General features: G+C 73.9%; 1 protein-coding gene. It reads left to right on the forward strand.

Annotated features, from left to right (window positions below; all coding sequences use genetic code 11):
- A partial coding sequence (locus FKV24_RS14060; RefSeq protein ID WP_211371878.1) for a PD-(D/E)XK nuclease family protein occupies window positions 1-912 on the forward strand: 912 nt, incomplete at its 5' end.
- Window positions 913-1,059 lie beyond the last annotated feature (147 nt).

Below are 1,059 nucleotides of genomic sequence, written 5' to 3' on the forward strand. Positions count from 1 at the left end.
CATCGCCGCCTCGACCCCGACTGGTGGGTCTACAGCTTCACCCAGCTCGCCCACGCCGACGGCGGTGGCGACCGCGCCGCCGCGTCCACCGTGGCGGTGGCCGGCGGCCATGACGAGCCGGTGCCGGAGGAGGCCGACGAGGCCGTGTTCGATCCGCGCTTCGCCGGCACCCGCTTCGGCGTCGCCCTGCACGCCGCGTTGGAGGAGACCGACTTCGCCGCCTGGCGCGACTGGCGGCCCGGCGACGCCGCGCCCGATGGCGAGGGCGTGCACATCGCCCGTGCGCTGGAAGCCAACGGCTATGCCGCCGACGCGCTGGAGGACGGCATCGCCTTCACCACCGCGCTGGCCGGGCACACCCTCACCGTGCCCCTGCCCGAAGGCCTGCGTCTGTGCGATCTGGCCCCCGGCGAACGGCGCCCGGAGATCGAATTCCAGTTCGCCCTTGCGCCGACCCGGGTCGATGCGCTGCTGCGCCTGCTGCACGCGCACGGCGTGGTCGGCAGCCGCCACGGCTTCGGTCTGCGCCAGCGGCTGGAAGGCCTGATGACCGGCCTGATCGACCTCACCTACCGCCATGACGGACGCTGGTACGTGCTCGATTACAAGTCCAACCGCCTGCCGCGCTACGACGCGCCCGCGCTCGCGGCGGCGATGGCCCACAGCGAGTACGACCTGCAGGCGCTGATCTACACCCTGGCCCTGCACCGCTGGCTGCGCTTCCGCCTCGGCGACGGCTATGACTACGAACGCGACTTCGGCGGCATCCGCTACCTGTTCTGCCGTGGCCTCGACGCCGCGCGCGCGGATTCGCCCGGCATCCACGCGCAGCGCTTCGAGCCGGCGCTGGTGCAGGCACTGGATGCGCTGTTCGCGGGCGAGGCGTCCGCGGCCCCGGGAGCGCCGGCATGAGCGCGCCGTCCCTGCTCGCGGCGCTGTGGCGCGGCGGCCAGCTGCGCACGCTCGACCACGCATTCGCGCAGAGCCTGCTGCGGCTGGATCGCGACACCCCGGACGAGGTCCTCGCCGCCGCCGCGCTGGCCTCGCTGGCGGTGTCCC

This window comes from Marilutibacter maris (assembly GCF_006546735.2).
Classification (GTDB): domain Bacteria; phylum Pseudomonadota; class Gammaproteobacteria; order Xanthomonadales; family Xanthomonadaceae; genus Marilutibacter; species Marilutibacter maris.